This is a genomic window from Halorientalis litorea, assembly GCF_023028225.1.
GTDB lineage: Archaea > Halobacteriota > Halobacteria > Halobacteriales > Haloarculaceae > Halorientalis > Halorientalis litorea.
The window spans coordinates 2,639,661-2,660,941 of the sequence record NZ_CP095482.1; the positions used below are offsets into that span (position 1 = coordinate 2,639,661).

General features: G+C 66.1%; 20 protein-coding genes. 5 read left to right on the forward strand and 15 right to left on the reverse strand.

All coding sequences use genetic code 11. From position 1 onward, the window contains the following. Position 1: 1 nt before the first annotated feature. From mtnA to MUG95_RS14085, 5 genes are all read right to left on the reverse strand, one after another. Entirely contained in the window at positions 2-1,066 is a 1,065-nt protein-coding gene (gene mtnA / locus MUG95_RS14065) for an S-methyl-5-thioribose-1-phosphate isomerase (RefSeq protein ID WP_247008851.1), read from the reverse strand. 78 nt (positions 1,067-1,144) lie between these two features. Further along, on the reverse strand, positions 1,145-1,777 hold the full coding sequence (locus tag MUG95_RS14070; protein ID WP_247008852.1) for a ribulose-1-phosphate aldolase: 633 nt from the start codon (positions 1,775-1,777) through the stop codon (positions 1,145-1,147). 84 nt (positions 1,778-1,861) lie between these two features. Continuing rightward, the gene (locus tag MUG95_RS14075) at positions 1,862-3,019 is read right to left on the reverse strand and encodes a thiolase family protein (RefSeq protein WP_247008853.1); all 1,158 of its coding nucleotides are present in this window, start codon (positions 3,017-3,019) and stop codon (positions 1,862-1,864) included. Continuing rightward, positions 3,016-3,435 carry a Zn-ribbon domain-containing OB-fold protein gene (locus MUG95_RS14080; RefSeq protein ID WP_247008854.1) on the reverse strand — a complete coding sequence of 140 codons (420 nt, stop codon included), beginning with the start codon at positions 3,433-3,435 and terminating at the stop codon, positions 3,016-3,018. Before MUG95_RS14080 ends, MUG95_RS14075 begins: the two co-directional genes overlap by 4 nt. Next, entirely contained in the window at positions 3,432-4,427 is a 996-nt protein-coding gene (locus MUG95_RS14085) for a hypothetical protein (RefSeq protein WP_247008855.1), read from the reverse strand. The genes MUG95_RS14080 and MUG95_RS14085 overlap by 4 nt, the downstream gene beginning before the upstream one ends. A 173-nt stretch (positions 4,428-4,600) precedes the next feature. Here MUG95_RS14085 and MUG95_RS14090 point away from each other — a divergent pair, with 173 nt between their 5' ends. The 3 genes from MUG95_RS14090 to MUG95_RS14100 are packed head-to-tail and all read left to right on the forward strand — an operon-like array spanning position 4,601 to position 7,463. Next, the gene (locus MUG95_RS14090) at positions 4,601-6,559 is read left to right on the forward strand and encodes a 3-hydroxyacyl-CoA dehydrogenase/enoyl-CoA hydratase family protein (RefSeq protein ID WP_247010498.1); all 1,959 of its coding nucleotides are present in this window, start codon (positions 4,601-4,603) and stop codon (positions 6,557-6,559) included. Further along, complete coding sequence (locus MUG95_RS14095; RefSeq protein WP_247008856.1) at positions 6,556-7,017, forward strand: PaaI family thioesterase; 462 nt, start codon at positions 6,556-6,558, stop codon at positions 7,015-7,017. Before MUG95_RS14090 ends, MUG95_RS14095 begins: the two co-directional genes overlap by 4 nt. Then, entirely contained in the window at positions 7,014-7,463 is a 450-nt protein-coding gene (locus MUG95_RS14100; protein WP_247008857.1) for a MaoC/PaaZ C-terminal domain-containing protein, read from the forward strand. The genes MUG95_RS14095 and MUG95_RS14100 overlap by 4 nt, the downstream gene beginning before the upstream one ends. A 6-nt stretch (positions 7,464-7,469) precedes the next feature. Here the strand turns inward: MUG95_RS14100 and MUG95_RS14105 are convergent, their stop codons facing one another. The 10 genes from MUG95_RS14105 to MUG95_RS14150 form a co-directional block, all read right to left on the reverse strand. Beyond that, positions 7,470-8,027: an Lrp/AsnC family transcriptional regulator gene (locus tag MUG95_RS14105; protein WP_247008858.1), complete on the reverse strand. Its 558-nt coding sequence runs from the start codon at positions 8,025-8,027 to the stop codon at positions 7,470-7,472. Positions 8,028-8,051: 24 nt separating this feature from the next. After that, positions 8,052-8,903: an alpha/beta fold hydrolase gene (locus MUG95_RS14110; protein WP_247008859.1), complete on the reverse strand. Its 852-nt coding sequence runs from the start codon at positions 8,901-8,903 to the stop codon at positions 8,052-8,054. 168 nt (positions 8,904-9,071) lie between these two features. Then, positions 9,072-10,694 carry a long-chain-fatty-acid--CoA ligase gene (locus MUG95_RS14115; protein WP_247008860.1) on the reverse strand — a complete coding sequence of 541 codons (1,623 nt, stop codon included), beginning with the start codon at positions 10,692-10,694 and terminating at the stop codon, positions 9,072-9,074. Positions 10,695-10,813: 119 nt separating this feature from the next. Beyond that, complete coding sequence (locus MUG95_RS14120) at positions 10,814-11,557, reverse strand: ABC transporter ATP-binding protein (RefSeq protein WP_247008861.1); 744 nt, start codon at positions 11,555-11,557, stop codon at positions 10,814-10,816. Beyond that, positions 11,554-12,348, reverse strand: coding sequence for an ABC transporter ATP-binding protein (locus MUG95_RS14125; RefSeq protein ID WP_247008862.1), 795 nt, complete (start codon positions 12,346-12,348; stop codon positions 11,554-11,556). The genes MUG95_RS14120 and MUG95_RS14125 overlap by 4 nt, the downstream gene beginning before the upstream one ends. Beyond that, positions 12,338-13,477, reverse strand: a complete 1,140-nt coding sequence (locus MUG95_RS14130) for a branched-chain amino acid ABC transporter permease (RefSeq protein WP_247008863.1) — start codon at positions 13,475-13,477, stop codon at positions 12,338-12,340. The genes MUG95_RS14125 and MUG95_RS14130 overlap by 11 nt, the downstream gene beginning before the upstream one ends. A gap of 4 nt (positions 13,478-13,481) precedes the next feature. Then, positions 13,482-14,345, reverse strand: coding sequence for a branched-chain amino acid ABC transporter permease (locus tag MUG95_RS14135; protein WP_247008864.1), 864 nt, complete (start codon positions 14,343-14,345; stop codon positions 13,482-13,484). A gap of 23 nt (positions 14,346-14,368) precedes the next feature. Then, on the reverse strand, positions 14,369-15,748 hold the full coding sequence (locus tag MUG95_RS14140; protein ID WP_247008865.1) for an ABC transporter substrate-binding protein: 1,380 nt from the start codon (positions 15,746-15,748) through the stop codon (positions 14,369-14,371). Between the two features lie 112 nt (positions 15,749-15,860). Next, entirely contained in the window at positions 15,861-16,652 is a 792-nt protein-coding gene (locus MUG95_RS14145; RefSeq protein WP_247008866.1) for an enoyl-CoA hydratase/isomerase family protein, read from the reverse strand. A 95-nt stretch (positions 16,653-16,747) separates the two neighbouring features. Next, positions 16,748-17,515: an SDR family NAD(P)-dependent oxidoreductase gene (locus MUG95_RS14150; protein ID WP_247008867.1), complete on the reverse strand. Its 768-nt coding sequence runs from the start codon at positions 17,513-17,515 to the stop codon at positions 16,748-16,750. A 311-nt stretch (positions 17,516-17,826) separates the two neighbouring features. Between MUG95_RS14150 and MUG95_RS14155 the strand changes: the two genes are divergently transcribed. Together MUG95_RS14155 and MUG95_RS14160 are read left to right on the forward strand one after the other, a co-directional pair. Then, complete coding sequence (locus tag MUG95_RS14155) at positions 17,827-19,170, forward strand: DUF445 domain-containing protein (protein ID WP_247008868.1); 1,344 nt, start codon at positions 17,827-17,829, stop codon at positions 19,168-19,170. Continuing rightward, positions 19,167-21,275: an Abi-alpha family protein gene (locus MUG95_RS14160; protein ID WP_247008869.1), complete on the forward strand. Its 2,109-nt coding sequence runs from the start codon at positions 19,167-19,169 to the stop codon at positions 21,273-21,275. Before MUG95_RS14155 ends, MUG95_RS14160 begins: the two co-directional genes overlap by 4 nt. Positions 21,276-21,281: the final 6 nt, after the last annotated feature.

Sequence of the window (21,281 nt, forward strand, 5' to 3'; positions counted from 1 at the left end):
GTCAGTGTGCGGGCGTCGCCGTGTCCTCGACGACTGCCTCGCGGTCCAGCGGCGGCTCGAAGACGCCGACTTCGGTCACCACGTAGTCCACGAGCGACATCGGCGTCGGGTCGAAGGCGGGGTTGTACACCGGCACGTCCTCGGGCGCGTTCTGCGTCCCGTAGATTTCCCGGAGTTCGTCGCCGTCCCGCTCCTCGATTTCCACGTCCTCGACGCTGGTCTCGGCGTCGATGGTCGCCCGGGGAGCCGCGACGACGAAGGGAACGTCGTGCCGGTCCGCGAGGACGGCGTGTTTGTACGTCCCGATTTTGTTGAACACCGCACCGTCGGCGAACTCGCCCGTCCCGCTCAGGACGATGCGGTCGGCCCCGACCACCACGGCGTCCACGCGGCCCTCCTGCATGACGCGGCCGCTCGCGTTGTCCGGGATGAGCGTCGTCTCGACGCCGTGTTCCTGTAGTTCGACCGTCGTGATGCGCGCCCCTTGGTTCAGGGGGCGCGTCTCGTTGGCGATGACCGACACCGCCTTGTCCGCCTCGTGGGCGGAGTAGACGACGCCGAGCGCGGTGCCCCAATCGACCGTCGCCAGCGCGCCGGCGTTGCAGTGGGTCATCACGGTGTCGTCGTCGGCGAGCAGTGCCGCGCCGTGTTCCCCGAGGCGTTTGTTGCGCTCCACGTCCCGGTCACAGACCGCCTTCGCGTGCGTGAGCGTCCGCTCGCGGGCCTCGGCGATGCTGGTCGCGGCGTCGAGTTCGCCGAGTGCCGCCTCGACTTCCCGCGAGAGGTTGACCGCCGTCGGCCGTGCGGTTGCGATGCGGTCGGCGTCCTCGCGGACCGCCGCCTCGTACGCGTCGTAGGTGTCGCCGTCGTTGCGGCGCGCGGCGAGTGCGACGCCCAGCGTTCCCGCACCGCCGAGGCCGGGCGCGCCACGAATCCGCAGTACCTCGATGCTCTCGACGAGGTCTGCCACCGTCTCGGCGTAGTAGGTGGTGTACTCCGCCGGGAGTTTCGTCTGGTCGACCATCGCGATGCAGTCCCGGCCGTCGTCCCACTGAATTGTTCTCATACCACACACTTCGACACGCAGCGATAAAAACAGTCGGTCGCCGCCGCAGTGAGGGTCGTCGGTTCCTCGCCACCGCCCTCACTCGTCCTGCCCGTACGCGTCGAACTTCGCCGCGACGGCCGCGAGTTCCGACTCGGGGAGTTCCCGCGGGTCGCCGATGGTCGCCGCCTGACAGTAGAGGCGGGCCGTCGTCTCGACGGCGCGGGCGGTTTCGACGGCGGCGGCCGCGTCCTCACCCGTGGCGACGACGCCGTGGTTGGCGACGAGGCAGGCCGACACGTCGGCCTCGGTCAGGGTCGCGACGACGTTCGCGGCGAGGTCCGCCGTGCCGTAGGTCGCGTAGTCGGCGACCGGAACCCTCCCGCCCGCGTGGGCCAGCGCGTAGTGGACCGGCGGAACCGGTTCGCCCAGCACCGCGAGCGTGGTGGCCCACGGCGAGTGCGTGTGGGCGACGGCCCCGGCGTCACGCTCCCGGTAGATGCCCCGGTGCATCGCTGTCTCGCTCGATGGGTCGGCGTCGCCCGCCACTTGCTCGCCGTCGAGGGTCAGAACCGGCACGTCGGCCGCCTCGATATCGTCGTATGGAACGCCGGTCGGCGTGACGGCAAACCGGTCGCCCCGGCGGACGCTGAGGTTCCCCGACGTACCGGGCGTGAGCGCGGCGAGGTCTGACAGATGGGCACAGACGGCCCGTCGCTCAGCGTCGAGCATCGGCGGCCTCCCGGTTCCTCGCAGGTGACTGGGCGTCAGTCATCCCCGGGGGCTACGCGGGCCGGGGTAAAGAATGGTGGTCGGTCAGGGCCGTTCGAGGACGTTCACGCAGGACACCGCGCCGGTGGCGTTCCGGCCGATGCCGATGTTGTGCTGGAGACCGACCTCCGGGTCGTCGACCTGCACGTCGCCGGCCTCGCCGCGCAACTGCTCGAAGATTTCGGCGATTTGGGCGACGCCGGTGGCACCGATGGGGTGGCCCTTCGAGAGCAGGCCACCGGAAGGATTGACCGGTTTCTCGCCGTCGAGGTGTGGCTTGCCGTCGTCGACGAACTGCCCGCCCTCGCCCTCGGCGCAGAACCCGAGGTCCTCGTAGGTGATGAGTTCCGTGATGGAGAAGCAGTCGTGGACCTCGGCCACGTCGATGTCCTCCGGCCCGAGGCCCGCCCGCTCGTAGGCCTGACTGGAGGCCTGCCGGGTGGCCGGGAAGTTCGAGAGTGCCTCGGGCGCGCCCCGCTGGAAGGAGTCGCTGGCGAGGCCGTAGCCCGCGACCCGAATCGGGTCGTCCGTGAACTCGTGGGCGCGCTCCTCGCTCGTCACCAGCACCGCACACGCCCCGTCCGTGATGGGACAGCAGTCGTAGAGGTTCAGCGGGTACGAGACGGTCGGTGACTCCTTGACATCCTCGACCGTACACTCGAACTGCTGGTGGGCGTGGGGGTACTTCGTCCCGTTCTCGTGGTTCTTGACGCTGATTTCCGCGATTTGTTCGCGGGTCGTGTCGTAGACGTCGAGGTGGCGGGTCGCCCGCATCCCGAAGTAGGCGGGCATCGTGACGCCGCGGCCGCGCCAGAGGCGTTCCAGCGCGGCACTGGCGATGAGTCCCTCGGTGGAGTCGGTCATCTTCTCCGCACCGAGGACCAAGGCGACTTCGGCGTCGCCGGCCTTGACCGCCTGTGCGGCGTTACGGAACGCGTCGCTCCCGGTCGCACAGGCGTTCTCGACGCGGGTGATGGGCGTCTCGAACAGGCCCGTCGCGTGGGCGAGTGCCGACCCCGACGACCCTTCGTTGGCGATGTCGATGGTGCCGTACCACGCGGCGTCGATGTCGCTGGGGTCCAGTCCCTTGTCGACGTTGTCGAGCAAGGAGATGTAGGCGTCCTCTATCAGGTCGTCGAAGGACTGCTCGTACAGTTCCCCGAAGTCTATCATCCCCGCGCCGACGACGTACGGTTCTGTCATGCTTTCTCCTCCCGTGGGACCGCGAACTTGAACGAGTTGATGGGCCGCTCACCGTCGCTGAACATCTCGCGGAACCGTGCTTCGACTTCGGTGCCGACCTCGATTTCTTCCAAGTCGGTCTCGGTCAGCAAGCCGAACGCTCGGGCCGGTTCGCCGTCGCCGTCGGCCTGTGGGAGGTCCACGATTGCCACCGGTTGGGGCGTCTCGATGTCGTCCGGCAGGTACTCTTGGACGACGAACGTCTGAATCTCGCCGCGTTCGGCGAGTTGAACTTCCTCCATCTCGGCGGGCGCGTCGCCACACCGCTTGCAGGTCCGCTTCTCCTCGGGGAAAGACACCCAGCCACAGGCCCCACACTCGAAGCCGACGAGGTGCTGGTCCTGTCGCTTGCGTCGCTCGTAGCGTGGCCCACTCATGGCGTCTTCACCCCCTCGTACTCGACCGGTTCGCGGTACGCCAGATGCTTCGCGTAGGTGACTTCCTCGCTCGCGTCGAGGTAGGTCTGGACCGAGCGCGCGCCGCCGTCGCCCACGCCCGCGCCCGTCGAGAGCGTGAGGGCGTCCGCACCGCCCGCCCCGTAGCCGACGACGAGGACCGTCTCGTCGGCGTCAGCCGTCTCCAGCAGGTGTGCGAGGTCGAGCAACACCGCGGCGGTGCCCGCGTCACCCACGCCGTCGTGCGTCGAGACGTGTTCGACCTCCGGGAAGTCGCCGAGTGCGGCCCGTGCCGTCCGCGGGTCGGGCGCGCCGACGACGGCGCGGCCGGGCGTCTCCCCGTCGAGTGCCCGCTCGCTGGCCGCGCCGACGGCCGGACCGAAGCCGTACTTGCCCTCGAACTTCGAGTCGCCGGCGACGGCCGTCTCGCCGTGTTCGCGGTGGCGTTCGACGAACCCGGTCGTCTCCTGCCCTAGCCCTGTGAGGGTCGCGGCGGGTGCCTCGGCGTCGGGGCGGAGGACGACCGCCCCCGCACCGGCCCCGGCGGTGGCCGCGTCCGCGTCTGAGTCGGCGGGCATCACGTCGGCGGCGACGACGAGCGCGCTCCCATCCGTCGCGCGGACGAACTCCCGGGCGGCGACGAGGGCGTCGGTGGCCGCCCGTTCGGTTCCCCGGAAGTCGCCGGTGCGAACGTCGCCGGTCGCGCCGAGGCGGTAGGCGACGTGGGCCGCGATGCCGTGGTCCGCGAACGGGTCCGTGACGCTGGCGGCGAAGACGGCGTCGAGGTCCTCGCCCGCGACTGCCGCCCGTGCGAGGGCGTTCCCGGCCGCCTCGCTCGCCATCGTGACGTGGTTCTCGTCGCGGGCGGGGACGGCACTCTCGCCGCTGGCGCGGCCGCCGTGCTGAGCCGCGACTTCACTGCGGTCGACCCGATAGAGCGGGACGTAGCCGCCGTGCCCGTCGACTACGACCACCGCGAACACCTCCCGCTCGACGCCGTGTCTCGTGCGTGTCGCTCTGACATACGATTAACGGTGTGCGTCGCCGAGGGAGTAATAGCTACCGATGGAAGATGCCCGGCTGAGAGAGACAACACCTGTAACGACCCGTCGGTGGAATTATGCCAGTCGGGGACGCACGCGAGTCCATGGACCCGGACGACATCGACCAGGTGACAGTCCTCGGTGCGGGTAGCATGGGCCACGGCATCACGGAAGTCGTCGCGTTGGGCGGCTACGACGTGGTAATGCGTGACATCGAACAGGAACTCGTCGACGACGGCTACGACGACATCGAGTGGAGTCTCGAGAAACTCGCCGAGAAGGGCCGCATCGACGAGTCTCCCGAGGAAGTACTCGACCGCATCACGACGGCGGTGGACCTCGAAGCGGCCGTCAGGGACGCCGACCTCGTCATCGAGGCCGCCCCCGAGCAGATGGCCTTGAAAAAGGAGATTTACGGCGACCTGAACGATTACGCCCCCGACGACGCCGTCCTCGCCTCGAACACCTCCTCGCTCTCGATTACGGAGATGGCGAGCGTCACCGACCGCCCCGAACAGGTGGTCGGGATGCACTGGTTCAACCCGCCGGTGAAGATGGACCTCGTGGAGGTCATCTACGGCGAGGAGACCAGCGACGACACGGCGGAACTCGTCTACGAGTTCGTCGAGTCGCTTGAGAAGACGCCCATCTACGTCCGCAAGGACGTGCGCGGGTTCGTCGTCAACTCCGTCCTCGGTCCCTTCGGCGAGGAGGCGGCGTGGATGGTCAGCGAGGGCGATGCCGAGATTCGGGAGGCCGACGCCACGATGGTCCACGAACGGGGCTACCCGATGGGACCGTTCGAGTTGGGCGACATGACGGGCATCGACATCGGCTACCACGTCCGGAAGGAGGCCGGCGTCCCGATTCCGCCCATCATGCAGGAGAAGGTGGACGCGGAGAACCTCGGCCGCAAGACAGGGAAGGGGTACTACGACTACGAGGACGGTGACGGGGTGGACTACGACCCCGACGACCTCACCGACGAGTTCGACTGGCTCCGCATCGAGGCCCGGATGGTCAACGAGGCGGCGAAACTCGTCGGGGGGGACGTGGCGACGCCCGACGCCATCGACACCGGGATGCGCCTCGGTGCCGGCTTCCCGGAGGGGCCGTGCCGCCGGGCCGACAAACTCGGCCTCGACCGGATTCTCGACAAACTGCAGACACTCCACGAGGAGACGGCGGCCGACCGCTTCGAACCGGCCGACTACCTCGTCGAACTCGTCAACAGCGGCCACACCGGCGAGGACGCGGGTCGGGGCTTCTACGAGTACGGCGGCACGGGCGGCGAGCGCGAGTACCGGACGCTGAACGTTCTGCGCGAGGACGAACTGCTCGCCATCGAACTCGACCGCCCCGAGCGGATGAACGCCCTCAACGAGGACCTGATGGACGAAATCGAACACGTCCTGAACAACGCGGACCTCGACACCGTCCGGTGTGTCACCTTCGAGGGCGCGGGCGAACGGGCCTTCTGCGCCGGCGCGGACATCGGCGGCTTCGCCGACGCCAGACCGTGGAAGCGCGGGACCATCACCTCGATGTTCGAGACGGTCAGCGAGTTCCCCCGGCCGACCATCGCCAAGATAGACGGCTACTGTCTCGGCGGCGGCCACGAACTCGCCTTGGCCTGTGACCTCCGCATCGCCACGAAAGGGTCGGAGTTCGGCTTCCCCGAAATCTCGCTGGGCCTCCTGCCCGGCGGGGGCGGCACCCAGCGCGCGATGCGCATCATCGGCGAGACGCGGGCGAAGGAACTGGTCTTCCGCGGCAAGCGAATCGAGGCCGAACGCGCCGAGGACTGGGGCCTCATCAACCGCGCCGTCGACCCCGACGAGTTCGAGGACGTGGCGAGCGAGTTCGTCGACGACATCGTGGAGGGACCGCCGGTCGGCCTCGAAATCGCCAAGAAGGTGATGAACCGCGGACAGGATGTCTCCCTAGAGGCCGCGCTCACGATGGAGAGTCAGGGCTTCGGCCTCCTGCTCTCGACGGAGGACGCCCTCGAAGGGACGACGGCGTTCGCGGAGGACCGCGAACCGGAGTTCGAGGGTAAATGAGCGGCGACACCCACCCCGGCGAGTACCCGCTCGACGCGGAGTTGGCTTCCGAAGCAATCCAGCACCACGGGTACCTCGACTGGCTCGACATCTCGGTCGCAGAACTGGACCCGGGCCGGGCAGTCCTGACGCTCCCCCACCGCGAAGAGCTAGCGAACTGGGGGTCCGGCACCGTCCACGGCGGCGTCACCGCCACGCTCGTGGACACGAGTTCGGCGTTCGCCCTGCGGACGGTGCTGGACGACCCCGTGGGTGCGACGCTAGCGACAACCGACATGGACGTGAAGTACGTCCGGCCCGCGACGGACGACCTGCGGGCCGAAGCCGAAGTGGTTCGGAGCGGTACGTCGACGGGCGTCACGCGCGTCTCCGTCGAGAGCACCAGTCCCGACGGCGACACGAAGGAAGTCGTCGTCGGCACCACGACCTACCGGATATTCACCGAGGGACAGCTATGACGACAGAGAGTTACTTCGACGAAATCGAGACGGGCGAACAGCGCGAAACCCGCGGGCGGACCATCACCGAAGCCGACGTGGTGAACTTCGCGGGCGTCAGCGGCGACTTCAACCACCTCCACACCGACGAGGAGGCGATGGCCGAGACGGGCTTCGGCGAGCGAATCGCCCACGGAATGTTAGTGTTCTCGGTGGCGACGGGCCTGCTCTGGCAGTCGCGTCCCGAGCGCGAACAGGACGCCGTGGTCGCGTTCTACGGCATCGACCACGTGCGGTTCGTCGCGCCGACGTTCATCGGCGACACGGTTCACGTCGAAATCGAGGTGCTGGACAAAGCGGAACGCGACCACCCGGTGGCCAACGGCGTCGTCCGCTACGGCGTCGAGGTGGTCAACCAGAACGACGAGACGGTACTCGCCTGCGAGATGCTGACGCTGCTGGAGTGAGCGGCGTCACCGCCGAACGTCGCGCCTGTCCTCCTCGCCGTGGAGCGTCTCCAGAATCTCGGGGTCGGTTCGGAACTTCATGACGTTGTGGACGACGGAGTTGCGGATGTTCTGGACGACCTTCCCGTGTTCCTTGTAGAACTCGTGAATCCAGATGGATTCGGCCGCCCGCGAGGGGAACATCATCACGGCCTTCCACTGGTACTCGCCGTCCGAGAGGAAGTACATCAGCGTGTTCGGCGAGTCGCGGATGGCCTCCATCGCGTCGCGCCACCCCTCCGCGAAGTGTTCGGGGTTGATTTTGAACTCGAACATCCCGAAAATGAAGTACTCCTCGTTCGGGATGATGGCCTCGCGGAAGACGCCCTCCTCGCGCATCCCGCGGATGGACTCGCTGACGGTGACGTGACTCACGTCGATGTCGTGGTCCTCCGCGAGGATGCGCGCGAGGTCACGCGAGGAGAGTTGTGGGTCCCGGGACAGTTCCCGCAGGATGAGTACGTCCCGCTCCTTGAAATCCCACTCCGGCCGCTCGCTGTCGTCCGTCACGCTGTGCCCTCCCATGTGCTGTGTGTCGTGTTCGTCATATCAGTTTAAAAATGTACTCACTTCGTCGGCGTATCGCTCCGGGCGGTCCTCGACGACCCAGTGGTAGGCGTCGAGTTCGACCACCTCGCCGCCAACGTCCTCGGCCAGTCGCTCGCCGTACGCCAGCGGTTGCATCACGTCGTCGGCCCCCCACAGACAGAGCAGGTCGGCGTCGATGGCTCCGTAGTCGATTTCCGTGGTGTGGTTCGTGTTGGTCGCCACGGCGTTGCGACACAGAGACACCTGTCCCGCCTCGCTGTCCCACGGGTGGGCGATGCCCTCGACGAACGCCTCGTCGGCCTCGTCGTAGAGTCCCTGCCGGAACGCGCCGTCGAGCGTCGCCACGAACTCCTCGTGGTCCTGTTCCGCCGTCTCCGGCAGGCCGAGGTCCGAGATGAACTGGACCGGCCACGAGTCGTAACAGACGGCGTTGGACATGACCAGCGAGGAGACGGCGTCGGGTTCGTGGGCCGCGTACCGCACCGCTGCACCGCCGCCGATGTCGTGGGCGACCAGCGCGCAGGTGTCGATACCCAACTGGGCCAGCAGGTCCGCGAGCATCTGCTCTTGGGCCCGCACCGACCGGTCGAACCCGTCGTGCATCGCGGAGTTGCCGTACCCCAGCATGTCCGGGACGACGACGCGGCGACCCGTGGCCGCGGCGACGGCGGGGGCCACGTCCCGCCAGAGAAACGACCACGTCGGAATCCCGTGCAAGAACACGACCGGCGGGTCGTCCGTCGCGTCGTCACCGTCGTCCGTCCAATAGGCGACGGTCAACTCGTGGCCGTCCACCGTCACCGTCCGCTCTGATTGCTCGTCGGTCCACTCCCCGTGTGTGTATCTCGTCATCGTTCGCGGTCGCTCCCCCCGTTCGTGGTGCCCGCGGCGTGGCCCCCGACGGCCACCTGTCTGTCCGCTAGCAGGACCGGCATACCACGCGGTTTGTTACCACTGGTAAAATAAGTTCCGGGATGCCCAAATGGTGTTAACTGTATAGGTGGGTGGTTTGGTAGGGGATTACTCCGCTTGCTCGCCCTCGCGCAACTCGAACTTCTGGACCTTCCCCGTCGTCGTCCGGGGCAGTTCCTCGACGAACTCCACTTCCCGGGGGTGTTTGTACTCCGCGAGGTGCTCCAGACAGTACTGCGTGATGTCCTCGGGGGTGGCCTCTGCATCCGGCGTCGGCACGCCGTCGGACTCGCCTCCCTCGTCCGACGAGCCCCCACTCGCGGCACTCGTGGGGACGATAAACGCTTTGACCGTCTCGCCGCGGCGTTCGTCGGGGATGCCGACGACGGCGGCGTCGGCCACGTCCGGGTGTTCGAAGAGCAACTCCTCGACTTCCCGGGGGTAGACGTTGTACCCGCCCGTGACTATCATGTGTTTCTCGCGGTCGACGACGTAGAAGAAGTTGTCCTCGTCCCAGTACCCGAGGTCCTCGGTGTGGAACCACGTCTTGCCCTCGGCCTCGGTGAACGCCTGCTCGTTGGCCTCGGGGCGGCCGTGATAGCCCTGCATCACGTTCGGGCCGGAGACGACGACTTCGCCGACCACGTCGTCCAAGTCAACTTCGTCTTCGTCGACGGGGCCTTCCTCGACGCGGGGCATCTCCTCGAAGTCGTGGTCGACGATTTTGGCGTCCACCCCGGGAATCGGCTTGCCGATGGACCCCTTCCGGCGGGCACCGGGGCGGTTGGCGTGGGTGATGGGGCTGGTCTCGGTCAGGCCGTACCCCTCGTTGAGTTGGATGCCGTAGATGTCCTCGAAGCGGTCGATGACCTCGATGGGGATGGAGGCCCCGCCGGAGTTGACGAACCGGAGGCTGGAGAGGTCGTAGTCGGCGGCGTCCGGTTGGTTGATGACGTCGTTGTACATCGCGGGGACGCCGTGCATGATGGTCAGCCCCTCGTCCTCGATGAGCGAGAGGGCCGTCTCGGCGTCCCACTCGGGCAGGGGGTAGTAGGTCGCACCGTTGTACAGGCCGGCGTTCATCACGACGGTCATGCCGTAGATGTGGAACAGCGGGAGGACGCCGAGCAGTTTGTCGCCGGGGCCGTAGTCCTCCTCCATCACGTCGCCGGCGTGGCGGGTCATCCAGCCGAGGTTCTCGTGGGTCAGGAGGACGCCCTTCGGGGTGCCCGTGGTCCCGGAGGTGTACGGCTGGGCGGCCACGTCGTCGTCAGCACGGTCGACCGTATCGAGGGTGTCCGCGGCGAGGAACTCGTCGAACTCGGTGGCTCCCTCGGCGTCGCCGCCGACGGCCACGACGGTCTCGACCCCGGTGTCGTCCTGTACCTCACGGACGAAGGGCAGGAGGTCCGCGAGTGCGACGACGGCCGTGGCCTCGCTGTCGCTGAGCATGTGTCCGATTTCCCGTGTCTTGTACTGGGGATTCATCGGGACGACGACGCCCCCGGCCCGCAGGACGCCGTAGTACGAGAGGACGAACTGTGGAAGGTTCGGGAGGTAGACGCCGACCCGGTCGCCCGGTTCGACGCCCGCGTCGGCAAACGCCTGAGCCAACTGCCCGGTCCGGTGCCACAACCCCTCGTAAGATATCTCCTGCCCCCGGAACGAGATGGCCGTCTGTTCGGGATATCGCTCGACTGCCTCCGCCACACCTGTCACGAGATTCGTCATCATCACAACGCAGGGCACACCCCACTAAAATAGTTCCCCCAAATGCGACCAGTGTTTTCTAGAATGGTCGAGAATGCTAACGCTGGTCACTTTCAGGCAAAAATGTCTTACGTCGGAAGCTATCCGCCGAGGTACGACTCCCGGATGTAGTCGTCGTCTCTGAGTTCCTCGGGCGGTCCCTCCCGGACGATTTCACCGTTCTCCAGCAGGTGAATTCGGTCGGCGTGGTTCATCGCGAAGGTGACGTTCTGCTCACAGAGCAGGACGGTCACGCCGGCCTCCTGTATCTGGTCGATGCCCTCGCTGATGTCCTGCAGGATGACCGGCGCGAGGCCGAGCGTCGGTTCGTCCAGTACCAGCAGGTCGGGGTCACCCATCAGCGCGCGCCCGATGGCGAGCATCTGCTGTTCGCCGCCGCTCATCGTGTTGGCGTGCTGGCTCTTGCGCTCTTCGAGCGTCGGGAACAGGTCGTAGACGAACGCCTTGCGTTCGGCCACGTCGCCCCGACGGTAGGCCCCCAATTCGAGGTTGTCCGCCACGTCCATGAATCCGAACAGGTCCCGGGACTCGGTGCAGTGGATGAGGCCCTGACTCACCAAGTCGTCCGGGTTCTGTCCCGCGACTTCCGCCCCGCGGAACTCGACGGACCCGTCGTACTCCTTGAACCCCGAGATGGTGTTCGCGAGCGTCGACTTGCCCGCACCGTTCGGGCCGATGACCGAGATAATCTCGCCCTCGGTCACGGTGAGGTCGACGCCACGGAGTGCCTGTACCTTCCCGTAGGACACTTGCAAGTCCGAGACGGTGACGACACTCTCGCGTCCCGTCTCCGTGACTGCCGCCGTGTCCGCGTCCGAACTCATATCTCGTCACCCCCGAGGTACGCCTCCTGCACGTCGGGGTTGTTCTTTATCTCCTCGGGCGTGCCCTCCGCCAGCAGCGACCCGAAGTTGATGACGATGGCGCGGTCGATGAGTTCGAGTAGGCCCCGCATGTTGTGGTCGACGACGACCAGCGTCAGCCCCTCCTCGCGGAGTTCGAGCAACAGGTCGGAGACGCTCTCGACTTCCGGGCCGGACAACCCGGCGAACGGCTCGTCGACCAGCAGCAGGTCGGGGTCCGAGGCGAGTGCCCGACCGAGTTCCAGACGGAGCAACCCTGCGTGAGGCAGTTCGTCGGGCATCATCTCGGTCCGGTCGCCGAGACCGACCCGCTCGCAAATCTGTATCGCCCGGCGTTTCGTCTCGCCGCGCAGCCCCTGCATCGAGAACAACTTGTCGGGCGTCAGCGCGAGCGCGACGTTCTTGACGACGGTCCGGTCCTCCAACGGACGGAACTCCTGGAACGTCCGGGCCAGCCCCTTCTTGACCATCGCGTGGGAGGCCGTCCCGGTGACGTCCTCGCCGCGGTAGTAAATCGTCCCCTCTGTCGGGGGGAACCGGCCGGTGACGCAGTTGAACGTCGTGGACTTGCCCGCGCCGTTCGGGCCGATGAACCCGAGTATCTCGTTCTCCTCGACGGCGAACGAGAGGTCCTGCACGGCCGTCAGGCCGCCGAACCGCTTCGTCACTTCGTCCAGCACGAGGACGCCGTCCTCGGGGCCGAACGCCCTGTCCGTCGCCGCGTCGTCGGCTGTGTCTGTCTCAGCGCTCATCGTCGTTCCTCCCGGTTAGCTCGCGTAGTTGCTCGGTGTAGTTCTCGTAGACCTGCACCAGCGGCGTCGTCCCGCCGTCGGCCGCTACCTCCTTCCCCGTCGTTCGCTCGACCACTCTGCCGCCGATGCCCACCGCCCAGCGGACGATGCCGCCGGGGAGGATGAACAGCAACGCCAGCGTGATGAGCGCGAACACGAGGAAGTTGATTTCCGACACCGGCGTGTTCAATACCGGAATGACGACATCGAGGCCGATGAGTTGCTCTGCGAGCAGACTCAACAGCAGGCCGCCGATTGCCGCCCCGACGATGGTCCCCATCCCGCCGAGGATGGCGGCGATGATGACCTCGACGTTGATGATGATGGACATCAGCACGTCCGGGCTGACGGAGGCCCGCGGCGTGTGGACGAACATGGCACCGCCGAGGCCGCCCACGGCCGCGCTGAGGACGAACGCCATAATCTTGAACTTCGCGGGGTTGAGTCCCGCGGCAGAGACGGCGTCCTCGTCCTCGCGGATGGCCGTGAACACCGCTCCGGCGTCCGACCGGGTGAGGGCCAGCAGGCCGAAGAGGATGACCGCGAACAGGACGAACGCGATGTAGTACACCGCGTAGGCGTCCCCGAGGCCGAACCCGAGGAAGTTGTCGGGATTGCCGAGGCCGAGTTCACCGCCGAAGATGTCGCTCCGGACGATGAATATCTGGGTCAGTATCAGCGGCGCGACCAGCGTCACCAGCGACAGGTACGGTCCCCGCAGTCTGAGCGCGGGGACGCCGATGATGACGCCGGCGATGGCCGCGAGGACGACGCCGAGGGGAATCGACAGCACGGGGTCGAGGCCGTGCCCCATGTTCAACAGTGCAGACGTGTAGCCGCCCACGGCGAAGAACACGCCGTGACCGAAGCTAATCTGTCCCGTGTAACCCGAGACCACGTCCCAAGACATGGTGAATATCGCGAAGTAGAACGCGCTCACCATCACGAACGCGTTGATGGGGCTCAACACCGTCGGGAGGACTGCCAGACCGAGCAGTCCGACGATACCGAGTTTGTGCCGCAGTGCCATGTTCCGCGGGTTCAACAGGGAACGCAGGGTGTCGTCGGATGTGGATGTATCGTCACTCATGCTATCACTCCGCCAGCTCCCGGCCGAAGAGGCCTTCGGGTTTCACCAGTAGCACCACTATCAGTACGACCAACGGCATCAACCCCTGTAACTGCGGGTCGACGACGCTCAACACCGTCACTTCGAGCGTTCCGATGAGGTACGCGCCGACGACGCTCCCTTTGATGGAGCCGATGCCGCCCAGCACCACGATTGAGAACGACAGCACGAGCGGGTTGCGGCCCATGATGGGCGTCGCAGTCAGTTGCGACCCGAGGAACAGGCCAGCGACGCCGGCCAAACCGCCGGCGATGACCCACGTTCCGAGGTTGATGCGCCCGCTGTCGATGCCGACGAGGGCAGCACCCTTGTCGGACATGCTCGTCGCCATGATGGCCTTCCCCTGTCTCGTCCGGTTGATGAACAGGAACAGGCCGATGATGATGGCCCACGACAGCACGAACACCGCGATAGCGTTGTTGTTCACGCGCGTCCCTTGGATGATGGTGTTGCCGCTGACGAGGTTCGGTATCGCCTTCGACTGCGCGCCAGCGGTGTTGAGAAACAGCGTCTCGACGGCCACCGACACCACCAGCGTGAGTATCATCACCATTATCGGCTCGTGCTCGAACCGCTGTATCATCCCGAGGTACATGACGCCGCCGAACAGCGCGGGGACGACCAACGCCGCCGCGAACCCGCCCGGCAGCCCTAACCCGAGGACGGAGATGGCGAACCACGCGCTGTAGGCACCGATAGCGATGCTCGCTCCGTGGGCGAGGTTCAGCACGCCACCGACCCCGAAGATGAGCGTGAAGCCGAGTGCGACGAGCGCGTAGAGCGCGCTCCGCATTACCGACTGGATGGCAATCTGTAGTATGTCTACCATAGATGAGGTGGAGAGAGACTACGTTAGACCCACGGCGGTGCTTGGTAGTCGGCCGTCGCCAGGTCGTCGGGATAGATGACCTCCTGACTCCCGCTGCCGTCCTCGCCCTCCTGCCACTGCTGGAAGACCGGCCAGACGAGTCCCTCCTCGTATTTCACGTCGTGAGCGAACTCGTGGTCGGGACCGTAGTATTCGATGGTCCCAGCGGTGCCGGTGTAGGAACTGCCCTCCAGTCCGGACACCACGTCGTCGGCCGCCTTCGACTCCTGTGCGGCGACGACGTTCGCGTACTGGTTGACCGCGTCGTAGGTGATGTAGCCCGTGTAGACCGGGAACTGGTCGAACTCCTCTTCGAAGGCGTTGGCGAACGGAACCGTGTTCTCCGTCACCTCGGCTGTCGGCGTCGCCGAGTTCTGGGTGACGCCGAACCGGCAGGCCCCGCCGGTCGCCTCGTAGTAGGACGGCAACTGCATCGGGACGTGGATGCCGCCGAACTCGAAGGGTCGCTGCTGTTGTGCCCACTGGACGACGGCGGGCGTCCCGGTGTGTGCCATCGCGATGAACGCCGCGTCCGCCCCGGAACTCTCGACTTCGTCGTAAATCGGGCTGAAGTCCTCCGTCCCCGAAGCGTACCGGCGACTCATCGCGATGTCGATGCCGGTGTCTCCGAGTTGCTCGTTGAGGACGTCCGAAACCGGTTCCGTCCACGCGTAGTCCTCGACCAGTACGGCCACGGACTCCCAACCGATGTCGTCGTTTTTCGCGTCCATGAAGTCGACGAGATTCTCGCCGAGGTGGTGGGCGTTGATGGGACCGGTCCGGAAGTGGTACTTGTACTGGTCGTAGCTCTCGTTGACCAGCGCGCTGGCCTCCGGCGTCGCCGCCCCGGCGGTCATGTGGGGGATTTGCTGGTTGGCGATGTCGTCCATTATCGCGAGCAACACTTCGCTGGTGAAGACGCCAGTCGTCGCGTCGACTTGCTCTTCGAGTGCCAGCGTCTGGTACCGGTTCCGGCCGGTCTGTGGCGACTCCTCGGTGTTCTCGACGACCACCTCGACTTCCGCGTCGCCGATGCCCCCGTCGTCGTTGATGTGTTGTGCGGCCAACCGCGCCCCGTTGGCTATCGACGCGCCGATGGGGTTGTCCGACGGATTGGGTGCGAGCACGCCGATTTTGACGGTGTCACCGATGCCACCACCGTCGCTGCCACCGTCGCCACCACCGTCGCCGTCGCCGCCACCACCGTCGCCTTGGTTGAGACAGCCCGCTAGCCCGAGGGCCGCCGCACTCGTCCCCGCCGCCTGTAGGAACCGTCGCCGGTCCACGATACCGCGCGTGACAGTATCTGACGCACCGTCACTGTATCCCTCACTATCTGCGGCCTGTTTACCATCGTTAACCATGATACACCTCACCACAACGGAAAGGGGCCTAATAAATATGGGTGCCGTTTGAAACGGTTTCTCCGTTTCTGTCGGCTAACTGTCCCGATTCGGCTGGTATCGGTCAGCGTGGTTAGTGGCCCTCGAACTCGGGGTCGCGGCTCTCCATGAACGCTGTCGCACCCTCCTCGTGGTCGCGTGTCGCGAACACCGGCCCCTGTGCCGCCGCCTCGTTGGTCATCGCTTGGTCGAGCGAACTCTCCAGTCCCTGCCTGATGAGTCGCTTCGAGGCTTTCAGTGCCACCGTCGGCCCGGTCGCGATGGTGTCGACGTACTCCTCGGCCCGTGCCTCGAACTCGTCGTCGTCGTACACCTTGGTGAACAGGCCGAGTTCACCCGCCGCCTCGGCGTCGAGCATCTCGCCGGTGAGCACGAGTTCTTTCGCCTTGTTCTCGCCGACGATGCGCGGGAGGAAATAGGACGTGCCGGTGTCGACGGTCAAGCCGACCTGTCGGAACCCGAAACTGATTCGGGAGGACGCACTCGCGACCTGCGTGTCACAGGCGATGGCGAGGTTCGCCCCCGCACCGAAGGCCGCCCCGTCTATTTTCGCCACCACTGGGAGCGGACACTCGTAGACGGCCCGGACCGCCTCGGAGGTGCCCATGACCGACTCGACCTTCTCGTGCGGCGGAACGTCCTCCTGTAGGCCTTCGAGCATCTTGTTGATGTCTCCGCCCGCACAGAACGCGCCGCCGGAGCCCTGAATCACGACACAGCGAGCGTCCGTGTCCTCGATACCGTCGAGTGCGTCCACGAGTCCGTCGGCGATGTCGCCCGTCAGTGCGTTCCGCACGTCCGGTTTGTTCAGCGTGACCGTTGCTGTTCCGTCCTCGATGTCGAGCAGTACGGCATCGTCTGACATACTACGACACACGTCGGGACACCGCTTCATATAGGTTACCCATGCTGCTACCACTGGAACGTCAGGGTATCATCCAGCCTAACGTTGTAAAAATCTCACTTCGCGGTCCAGCCGCCGTCCACGGCGAGGACCGACCCAGTGACGTAGGAGGCGGCGTCGCTGGCGAGGAAGACGGCCGGTCCGGCGATTTCTTCCGGGTCCGCGAACCGTTCGAGCGGCGTCCGGTCGAGCAGCGACTGTTTGATGGAGTCGTTCTCCAGCGCGCCTTCGATGAACTCCGTGGCGACGTACCCCGGTGCCACGGCGTTGACCCGCACGTCCGGTGCCCAGTCCAGTGCCATGCTCTTCGTGATGCCGACCAACCCGTGTTTCGTCGCCACGTACGGGTGCTGGCGCGGGAGACCGACGAGGCCGCCCACGCTGGCGACGTTGACGACGGTTCCCCCGTCGCTCTCCTGGAGCGACTCGGCGGCCGCCTGCGCGCAGGCGAACGCACCACGGAGGTTCACGTCGACGGTCAAATCGAGGCCGTCGAGGTCCACATCCTCCGGTTTCCCGAGTGCCCCGTCGGGATTGACGCCAGCGTTGTTGACCACCACGTCGACGCCGCCGAACGCGTCCTCGGCCGCCGCGATGAGCGACTCGACGCTCTCCGCGTCCGCCACGTCGACGGTGGCGGCGTGTGCTTCCCCGCCGTCCTCGCGGATGGACTCGACGACGCGCTCTACGTCCGCGGTAGTGCGCGACGCGGGGACGACGGACGCACCGGCCGCCGCCATTCCTTCGGCGATAGCGCGTCCGATTCCCCTGCTCCCGCCGGTGACGACTGCGACGCGGTCCGAGAGGTCGAACTGGTCCTGCATGCCCCTCGCTGGGCGGGGCACCGGCATAAGGGTGCGGGGCGGACCGAACCGCTGAAGAGCCACCCGTTGCTGTCTGGACACGGAGCCAAATCTCGCCGGCGACGACCCGGTGCTCGGCACCGAGCGGTGCATATGATTAAAGTGGCGGCTATACTAGGCGATATATTAATACCGCAGTGGTATATGATGGTTTATCGTGATGGGTGTTGGAGTGGTGGGGTACCACACAGTAAGAGACGAGTCAGCGAGCGGCGTGGAACGACCACCGGTTCAGCTACTGGGTTCTGGGCACTTCGACTCGCACTGACCCAATGATGGCACAGCTATCCGGTTTCGGTCTCCAGTTCACCCTCGCGTCCGCCAGCGAGGTCACCAGCCTGCTCTCCGGCATCGACTGGAGTCTGGCGATGATACCCCTCATCTCGGGTATCATCGGGTACATCACCAACTGGGTCGGCATCAAGATGCTGTTCTACCCGATGTCGTTCTACGGCGTCCGGGTTCCCGGCCTCAAGAACCTCTCGCGGTTCCTCCCGAAGAAAATCCAGCAGATTCCCGGCGTCCTCCGCGGCAAGGTGGGCTGGCAGGGTATCATTCCTTCGCGGGCGGCGAAGATGGGGAGCATCGCCGTCGACAAGGGCATCGCGAAACTCGGCAGCGAGCGCGAGTTCTACGAGGAGTTCGGCCGCGACAAACTCGCACAGCACGTTATCGCTACGGCCAACGGTGAAATCCGGGAGATAACCGAAGCGGCCATCCGAGCCGAGTATCCCGCGCTGTGGGCCGCTGCCCCACAACAGGTCCGAGAGAACATCCTCGACCGGGTGCAGCAACAGATTCCGTTCGTCATCGAATCGGTGACCGACGAACTCGGCGAGAACATCACGGACATGCTCGACGTGAAGCTGATGGTCGTCGAACACATTCGGGAGAACCCGGAACTCGTCAACCGGATTTTCCTCGAATGTGGCGACCGGGAACTGAAGTTCATCGTCAACTCGGGGTTCATGATCGGGACGCCGCTCGGGATGCTGACGATACCGCTGTTCGTCTACATCGACGCGTGGTGGGTCCTCCCGGTGGCTGGCGTCTTCGTGGGCTACACCACCAACTGGATTGCCCTCAAAGTCATCTTCAACCCGCTGTACGAACACAAAGTCGGCCCCTTCCGCATTCAGGGGCTGTTCATGAAGCGACAGGACGAAGTGTCGGAAACGTACGCCTCGATTATTGCCGAGGACATCATCACGATGGTCAACGTCGGCAAGAACGTCATGCACGGCCGGCAGGCGGACCGGACTCGGCTGATGATTCAACGGGCCATGCGTCCGGTCGTCGACGACGTGATGGGGGCGATGGCACCGGTCATCCGCGCCGCGGGTGGCACCGAGAGTTACCAGAACTTGCGCAAGACGGCCGCGGACGAGGGTGTCGGGTTCGCGATGGAGGCGTTGCACGACCCCGAATTCAGTGAGGCTCGGAGCGACGCGATTCGAGAGATGTTGTACGACCGAATGAAGGTGCTCAACGAAGCCGAGTACGCGGAGATGCTCCACACCGCCTTCGAGGAGGACGAGTGGTTGCTCATCCTCATCGGGGCTGTACTCGGATTCATCGCTGGCTGGCTCCAGTTGCTGCTGATAACCGCACTATGACTGACAACGATCCATTCCAATGGGAACGGGGCGCGGCGGAGACAGACAACGAACCGTCCGACGCGGACGCACCAGACAGCGACAGTGGACCGAGCGAGGCGGACGCGATAGACGGCGATGACGGACCGTTCGAATGGCCGCAGGCAGGAGCGGAGACGGACGACGGGCCGCGGAGCGGACTCGTCACGGACAGTGGACCGAGTGAGGCGACCGTTACGGACAGCGACGGTGGACTGGCCGGCGAGGTGGCTACGGACGGCCCGAGCGACGAGAGCGTGACGGACAGCGGCGACGGGCCGGTCGGCTGGATGCTGAAAGCAGTCGGGAGCGACGCCGGGCCGAGCGGTGTGGACGCGACAGCCGGTGGCGGGCCAATCGAGTGGGTGCGAAACGTAGTGGGAGTAGGCAGTGAACTGACCGAATCCGTGACAGGCGGAACGAACCACGCCGAGAGCGGCACGGACCCATCGGAGGCTGAAATCACCAGTCCGGTTCTCAACTCGAACGCCAGCAGGAACGGCGACAGTGGGGGCGAACTCACCGTCCCCGAAGTAGAACGGATGCGGTCGGTTATCGCCGGTGCCCGGGATAGTCCCACAGACATCGCCCCGACACCGACGGATGGTGGCGTGGTCGACCCCTTCGGCATCGGGCAACTGGGGGAGGACGTGGCGGACCTGTTCGTCCCGGGCGACTTCGGGGAGAGCGTGACGGCACTGTTTCTCCCCGGACAGTCGGGCGCGGGCGCGAGCGACGTGCCCAGAATCGCCCGCGTCGTCGCCGAATCGACGTGGCAGGTCTCGGACTACTCCATGCAGGCACAGATGCGCGCCTCCCGCCGGATAGCGGAAGCCGTGACCACCTCCCAGTCGCCGGACGAACTCCTCACGGAACTGCTCGATATCGCCGAGGCCGAAGTCGAACAGGCGGAGGCCGAACTCCAGCGGCAAGGCATCGACCTGTCCGACATCCGCCAGACGACAGCGTACGATGACGGCGACAGCGACCACCACGCGGACACTGCGAGTGCCGGGGCGGACCCCCCTGCCGCGACGGATTCGATGCCCGACTGGGTATCCAGTGACGGCGGGACTGCACGGGCGACCCCCGCGTCCACGGCGACCAACCCAGAGACGCCGCCGAGTCCCACGTCTCCCGCGACGAACCCGGACACGCTGGCGACTCCTACCGCCACAGCGGCCGACCCGGACACGCCCGCGGCCCCACCCTCCACAGCCACTGACCCGGACGCGGTGGGCGGTCCCGGGCAACGCTCGACGCTCGAAGGACTGGCCGAGAGCCTGCCCGACATCTCCACGTCGTGGATGCGAGAGGTGGCGTCCAGTGCCCCCCTCGTGTTCGGTGCGGTGCGGCGGGTCGCGGAGTACTCCGTCCAAGCACAGGCCCGCACCGCCCGCCGGTTGTGGCGCACCGCCACGAACGCCGACTCCCCGGACGCGTTGCTGGACGAGACGCTGAACGCCGCCATCGAAGAGGGGGAGCGACTGGGATTCGACATCGAGCAGGACATCTCCGACCGCATCGCTGGCCGACGCAGCGTCACGTCGGCGGACCCGGACGAGGCTGCGAGGCTGTTGAGCGAACGCGGCAGTCAGTTACTGCACCAGTCCGCCGATACGGAGGCCGAGGAAGAGATTCACCCGGCGTACGCACACATTCTGAAGCAGGTCTCCGGCGACGAGGCCCGCATCCTCCGGCTACTCGCGACCGAGGGCAGACAGCCGGCAGTCGACGTGCGGAGCAAGGGGCTGGTGATGGGGTCGGAACTCGTCGCGGAAGGCCTGTCGATGATCGGCATCGAGGCCGGGTGTCAGAACCCGGACCGAACGTCGGTGTACCTCGACAACCTCGAACGACTCAGGCTCGTCCGTATCGCCGACGAACCGCTCGACAACCTCAAACGCTATCAGCTACTCGAAGCCCAACCCGACGTCGCGGAAGCCGAAGAGGAAGCCAACCGCGCGAGCATCGTCTACCGGAGTATTTGCCTGACGCCCCTCGGTGCCGACTTCTGTCGGGTGTGCTTTTCGGTCGACGCCGATGCGGAACACGTCGTGGGCGAAAAGCACAGCGACGGCGAGTGACCCGAG